This is a genomic window from Sphaerospermopsis aphanizomenoides BCCUSP55, assembly GCF_001586785.1.
GTDB classification, from domain to species: domain Bacteria; phylum Cyanobacteriota; class Cyanobacteriia; order Cyanobacteriales; family Nostocaceae; genus Sphaerospermopsis_A; species Sphaerospermopsis_A aphanizomenoides_A.
Map to the genome: position 1 here is coordinate 1 of NZ_LUFH02000177.1, position 5,748 is coordinate 5,748.

The following is a 5,748-nucleotide window of genomic DNA, read 5'->3' on the forward strand; positions in this document are numbered from 1 at the left end:
TTGTACTTTTTTTATATTTCTGATTAAGTTTAGCAAGTATCAAACTTTAGTAAAATTCACAGTCCAATTACTTATTTGTCATCATAACTAAAACTATTTTCAGTAAAAATACTAATAATGATAAAAACATATACATAAGCACTAATCACTAAATTAAGTAGTTCAATTAAAAAAAACGTAATACTCAGATTCCCCAATACTTGCTGTCCATTGATCACAGATATAGCCGTGGACAGGGTGGTTAGAACACCAATTGTTAGCGCAGCTTGGCGTAAGCCATTCATGAAACTCCCACTACAAGAGGGTTTTACTCCTGACTGCTGACTCCTGCTATCAGTAGGTTGGCGTTAAAAATTGCGTCTTGTCAGATTTTGGTGATCTTGGTTGGGGGAAGGCAAAAACCACGAGGGAAGAGGCTGTTGGTCAACTTTACTTTTCGTTACATACTTTGGTTTTTCCAGTCGTTCTACTTAACTGATTTAATATCTCTGGCGCTAGATTCAAAATTATCATGACGGTTATTTAATTAGTTCGGATATTAATCTATGAGCTAAATTCACTTAACTAAATGCAGCAATCTCTTCTGATCAAAATTGCTACCCTTGGTTTATTTTCGGTTGGTAGCATTAGTGTCGTTGCCAGCAGTTTCCTCTTCACTAAGACTTATAATAAAGCTGGCATAGCACAGATAATTACTGATCCATTACAATATCAAGAAATTCGTCATTATAAGTGGGCAGATTTTAACCAAATAAAACATTTTCCTGGAGAAATTCCTGCTAATGCTAAAGCTGTGCATCTAGCTTACTCTCCAGGTTTCATGCAAGGAAGTAGTTTTTTTCAGATCCGCTTTCAACAACCTCCAGAAACAATTGAAAAATTACTTTTGCAGTACAGTAAAATAGCTTTGCGTCAATATCATGGTGGTGATACAAATGACCATATCAACCAACCTAATGGTGTACCTACAACATTTTTTTATACTAATAATTCTGCTCATGAAGTCTTTCCCAATACATATCAAATATTGGTGTTAAATGCACAGGCTCAAGGTCAACCAGGGTTTAAATGGAATCATGGTCATAGCTATGGAGTAGCTATTGATAGTACAACATCAGAAATTGTTTATTGGGTACAAAAGTGGTAGTCAATAAAGAAACTCAGTACAAAGTGATGAGCAGAAATCTGAGTTACTCGATACTCGGTACTCAGGACACAGAACTCTCTATCGTTACAGTTCATTGCGAATTAAGAAGCCAAGTAAAACAAACATGATAAGTTTTGATCACGTTGTACAATCACACAAAATCTATAAAGGAGAATACAGTGGCAATGGAATCAAATGTCTTAACGGGAGCAGTTGTAGAAAACCAAGATATCAGTGAATACGTGGCTCATCTACAGTTACACATGACTCTCCAAGCTCGCAACCTGGTTCCAACCCTAAAACAGGCAAATGAAGATAGTCGCCAGCAGTTACTTCATCAAACCCAAGCCAACTTTGAAAAGCTGGTTTCTCGACAAGGTTTGTAAAAACAGCAATCAATACACAGAATTTTAACGGAACTATTATGAATATAAGCAGATATATTTGTGATTACGCTGATGTGTACTCACAATTTCTGCTTTTTATACTGCTTTCGGTATGCTAAAACTTCGCCAAATATGTCACTTACCATAAAAATGGGTTTGAGATTCCCCGTCCTTACTTCGACAGGCTCAGTAACCATTTAGGACGGCTTTTTGATACGATGGTAAAAACAGGTAGGGCATTGTCTGTTGGGCAAGACGGCGTAAGACAGTATAAAACTGCAACTGTTATTTGAACCCAGAATCTCTGTCCTTCTAGGGCGGGGAGTATGTCAAGAAAATCACTCTTTCGGAGCAATAGCTAGAAGCGAAAAGCCGTTAAGATTGTTATTGCAGCAGTATTTCACCCCTGGCAATTAATAAAGGCTCAATGGCGGCTTGAATCAAAATGAATTCACTACTTCCTCGAAACCTCAGCCTCGTAATTCGCCCAGTCCAATACCGGGATCTGGACGGCATTGAACGTCTAACTCAAGATTCATTTACAGCCGTCTCTCCACAGGGCAGCTTCTTTACCATGCAATGGCTACGTCATTGGTTTGGTCCGCTCAAGTTTTTGAGTTGGTTTCCTAACCCCTTACAATACCGCTTCTGTGGTTATGTGGCAGAGCAAGGGCGGCTGCTACTAGGAATGATTCAAGTGTCACCTTTTAACCGCACTCGTAGCACCTGGCGAATTGACAGGGTGATGTTAGACCGGGCTGCTGATAAGCAAGGTGTAGGCTCACAATTGCTCCGCCATTGTTTTGAATCAATTTTAGAAGCTCGTACTTGGCTACTAGAAGTTAATGTCAATGATAAAGATGCTCTAGCACTTTATCGGCAAAATGGATTTCAGCGGTTGGCAGAAATGACCTACTGGGAAATTACCCCAGAGTTACTGGTCGAATTAGCACAAGCAGAACCAGATTTACCCAACCTCTTACCAGTCAGTAATGCGGATGCTCCATTGCTATATCAACTAGATACAGCATCAATGCCGCCTTTAGTACGTCAGGTGTTTGACCGCCACACCCATGACTTCAAAACCAGTTTATTCGGCGTTCTTGCGGATGCCATCAAACAGTGGCTGACCAAAACTGAAGTCGTCAGTGGTTATGTGTTTGAACCCCAGCGCAAAGCAGCTATTGGTTATTTTCAGGTGCAACTTGACCGTAAAGGTGAAAATCCTCATGTAGCGACTCTGACGGTTCACCCGGCTTACACTTGGTTGTATCCAGAATTGTTGTCTCAACTAGCTCGCATTGCTCAAGATTTTCCCCAACAGGGTTTACAACTAGCTTCCTCAGATTATCAGCCAGAGCGCGAAGAATATTTAGAAAGAATTGGGGCCAAGCGGATTGAACATACCCTAATTATGTCGCGCTCAGTTTGGCATAAAATCCGGGAATCAAAATTAGTATCCTTGGAAGGAATTCAGTGGCCGGAAGTGCTGCAAGGACTACAACCAGCGCGTAAACCCATCCCAGGTGGAATGTCATGGGTTCCCAAACAACAACAACCGAAGTCAGACCGACCTGCACCAACCAAATCAGAAATTGTCTCTTTTAGCACTCATCATTTTAATCAGGGCGAAGCATCTCGTTATTGTGAACAAGCCGAAGCACAAGAGGAGAAAAATTAGCGTGACACCTGAGCAGCAATTAAAATCTTTTATATCAGCCTTGGGATTAGATGTTGGTAGCAAACGCATTGGTCTGGCTGGGTGCGATGGTACGGGTTTAATTGCTACAGGTATCACAACAATTGAGCGCAGATCCTTTGTAGAGGATGTAGAGCAAATACAAGAAATAGTGAATCAGCGTCGGGTGCAAGTTCTGGTTGTGGGTTTACCTTATACAATGGATGGCTCTCTTGGTTTTCAAGCCCGTCACGTCCAGAAATTTGCCAATCGGTTGGCCAAAGCCCTAAAACTGCCTATAGAATATGTGGATGAGCGATTAACTTCTTTCCAAGCAGAACAACTACTGATTGCAGAAAATCGCTCTCCTTCACGTCATAAGGGACTGATTGACCGTAAAGCCGCAGCTTTAATTTTGCAACAGTGGCTGGATGCTAGACGCAGCATCTCCAATAGATCGGTAGCATTTGTCGATGATTGATACCTTTTAACATGGTATTCTGAAAACTATTACTCAACTGTATATTCAGCTTTGTGGTTGACATTGGCTGTCATATAACAGTTCAATGAAATTCATAGATTTGAGTATTGATAAATTTAGATAATGTGACTATGTATTCCTCTGAATTTTCTGAAGAAAATGAACGTGATGATGGTACTGCCATTACTTTGACCGATGACCAAGGGCGATCGCTCGAATGTTATATTGAGCATTCTCTGGAAGTGCATGGGCAAGAATATGTTTTACTTCTGCCCCTAGACTCACCTATAGAAATCTTTGCTTGGCAACAAGAGGGTGATGAAGAAGAAGCTATTTTGGTCGAAGATGATACTATAATTGAGAGAATTTTTAGCACCGCCCAAGCAGTCCTCTCCGAGCAGAACTTGACTTTGAAAAATACTGCCTATGCTTTGACAGTGGCAGGTGAGTTACCCCCAGTGGAAGAATCAGAAATCTTCACTTTAGAAATTGAAGATGATGAAGCAGAGTTAGAACCAGAGCAACTACAACTACTGGCCAGTTTCTTTCATGAAAACCAGGAGTATGCAGTTTATACTCCCCTCGATCCATTGTTATTTTTTGCCAGAATTACGAAGACAGGTAAGCCTGAACTACTTTCTCCTGAAGAGTTTCGCCAAGTTCAACCCCTTTTGGAAGAACACCTGTTTAATCAAGTTGAATAACTTCAGATGCGAAAATTAAAAACTCCGTAATTAAAAATTAAATTTTTAATTGTGAAGTTTGAAGTTAGAATTTTTCCATTGCTAATCTGACTTTTCATGGTATGTGAATTGGCTCGATTAGTGGTGGAATTTTCTCAATTAGACATAGCATTTCTGTGGTTATGCCAATTAAAAATTCAGAAAGCAAGTAACATTTTATAATTAATCATCCGGAAGCAATATGTAGCAGTAGCCAAAATTGACATTTTTCTATTGTCTGTTCCCTGTTTCCTCTTCCCTTTGAATCAAAATATAATGTCCTAACTGATATGTCTGTTGCTATAAAAATTGTAAAAGCTCGCTATTATACATTATAAATAATCTCGGCATGATAAATAATCTCAGTATGAGTATTGCCAATCCAAAATTCAAAATCCAAAATCTCAAATTATTATGACTTGGAACAATATCTTGCAGCCTGACTTGATTTTAGAAGGTTCAGTCTTAAACCTGACTCCAGATATTATTCAAAAATATGGGCTGAAAGGTCTGGTATTGGATGTGGATGACACTTTGGTACCAATAACTGTTAGCGATGCTTCCCCAGAATTACAAAAATGGGTAGAAGAGATTCGCGCTTATGCTACGTTGTGGTTGGTTAGCAATAACTTGAGTGAATCCCGCATTGGTAATATTGCCCGTTCCCTGGATATCCCCTATTACTTGGGTGCGGCTAAACCCTCACGACGCAAAATTAGGGCAGCATTAGCAGGAATGAATTTACCTGTACATCAAGTAGGTATGGTTGGCGATCGCTTGTTTACTGATGTGATTGCTGGTAATCGCTTGGGAATGTTTACTATTCTAGTCGAACCAATAGTTCATCCAGATACCGCCCTCCGTTCTCACCCCATCCGCAACTTTGAAGTTTGGGTATCAGAAATATTAGGCACTTCTATCACCGCCAAGCACACAAAAATTCACAAAGATTGATAAATCTCGAAAAAAATAAATCTAAAGAAATACTTAAGAAATCCGAAGTTTCTGTAAAAATCGCAGAATATAAGTATTAATAACATCGGGTCAAGCAAATAAAGACCCTAGAAGATAACAGATAAATATAAACCCGTACAGCGTCAGCCTTCACCATAGAGGGACTGGCGCTGTACAATTTTTAGTTATGAGTGCTGAGTGCTGAGTACCGAGTGCTGAGTGCTGAGTAGAAAGTTAGTAATTCAGAAGAAAGTATTAATCCTCCCCTGCCTCCCCTGCCTCCCCTGCATCCCCCGCTTCCCCTGCCCCTTCCTTCCTCACACCCCACACCCCACACCCCCCACCCCTCCTCCGACCCATCACCAAAACAAAAATTGTTA

7 protein-coding genes are annotated in these 5,748 nt (G+C 40.2%); 6 read left to right on the top strand and 1 reads right to left on the bottom strand.

Features of this window, described 5'->3' with window-relative positions:
* Window positions 1–71: 71 nt before the first annotated feature.
* Window positions 72–284, bottom strand: coding sequence for a hypothetical protein (locus A0J48_RS25650; RefSeq protein ID WP_200327398.1), 213 nt, complete (start codon window positions 282–284; stop codon window positions 72–74).
* Window positions 285–568: 284 nt separating this feature from the next.
* On the opposite strand from A0J48_RS25650, the gene A0J48_RS25655 reads away from it, so the two are divergent.
* From A0J48_RS25655 to A0J48_RS25680, 6 genes are all read left to right on the top strand, one after another.
* Window positions 569–1,147: a hypothetical protein gene (locus tag A0J48_RS25655; protein WP_200327399.1), complete on the top strand. Its 579-nt coding sequence runs from the start codon at window positions 569–571 to the stop codon at window positions 1,145–1,147.
* A gap of 185 nt (window positions 1,148–1,332) precedes the next feature.
* Window positions 1,333–1,533 carry a hypothetical protein gene (locus A0J48_RS25660; RefSeq protein WP_200327404.1) on the top strand — a complete coding sequence of 67 codons (201 nt, stop codon included), beginning with the start codon at window positions 1,333–1,335 and terminating at the stop codon, window positions 1,531–1,533.
* 445 nt (window positions 1,534–1,978) lie between these two features.
* The gene (locus A0J48_RS25665; protein WP_200327400.1) at window positions 1,979–3,214 is read left to right on the top strand and encodes a GNAT family N-acetyltransferase; all 1,236 of its coding nucleotides are present in this window, start codon (window positions 1,979–1,981) and stop codon (window positions 3,212–3,214) included.
* Window position 3,215: 1 nt separating this feature from the next.
* Window positions 3,216–3,692, top strand: a complete 477-nt coding sequence (gene ruvX, locus A0J48_RS25670) for a Holliday junction resolvase RuvX (RefSeq protein ID WP_200327401.1) — start codon at window positions 3,216–3,218, stop codon at window positions 3,690–3,692.
* A 131-nt stretch (window positions 3,693–3,823) separates the two neighbouring features.
* A complete protein-coding gene (locus A0J48_RS25675) occupies window positions 3,824–4,396 on the top strand; it encodes a DUF3727 domain-containing protein (RefSeq protein WP_200327402.1) in 573 nt (190 codons plus the stop codon).
* A gap of 432 nt (window positions 4,397–4,828) precedes the next feature.
* Complete coding sequence (locus A0J48_RS25680; RefSeq protein ID WP_200327403.1) at window positions 4,829–5,368, top strand: YqeG family HAD IIIA-type phosphatase; 540 nt, start codon at window positions 4,829–4,831, stop codon at window positions 5,366–5,368.
* The last annotated feature ends 380 nt before the right edge of the window (window positions 5,369–5,748 follow it).

Bases quoted from the DNA above. Each gene is read 5' to 3' on its own strand.
- A0J48_RS25650 (WP_200327398.1), bottom strand. From the start codon at position 284: ATGAATGGCTTACGCCAAGCTGCGCTAACAATTGGTGTTCTAACCACC.
- A0J48_RS25655 (WP_200327399.1), top strand. From the start codon at position 569: ATGCAGCAATCTCTTCTGATCAAAATTGCTACCCTTGGTTTATTTTCG.
- A0J48_RS25660 (WP_200327404.1), top strand. From the start codon at position 1,333: ATGGAATCAAATGTCTTAACGGGAGCAGTTGTAGAAAACCAAGATATC.
- A0J48_RS25665 (WP_200327400.1), top strand. From the start codon at position 1,979: ATGAATTCACTACTTCCTCGAAACCTCAGCCTCGTAATTCGCCCAGTC.
- A0J48_RS25675 (WP_200327402.1), top strand. From the start codon at position 3,824: ATGTATTCCTCTGAATTTTCTGAAGAAAATGAACGTGATGATGGTACT.
- A0J48_RS25680 (WP_200327403.1), top strand. From the start codon at position 4,829: ATGACTTGGAACAATATCTTGCAGCCTGACTTGATTTTAGAAGGTTCA.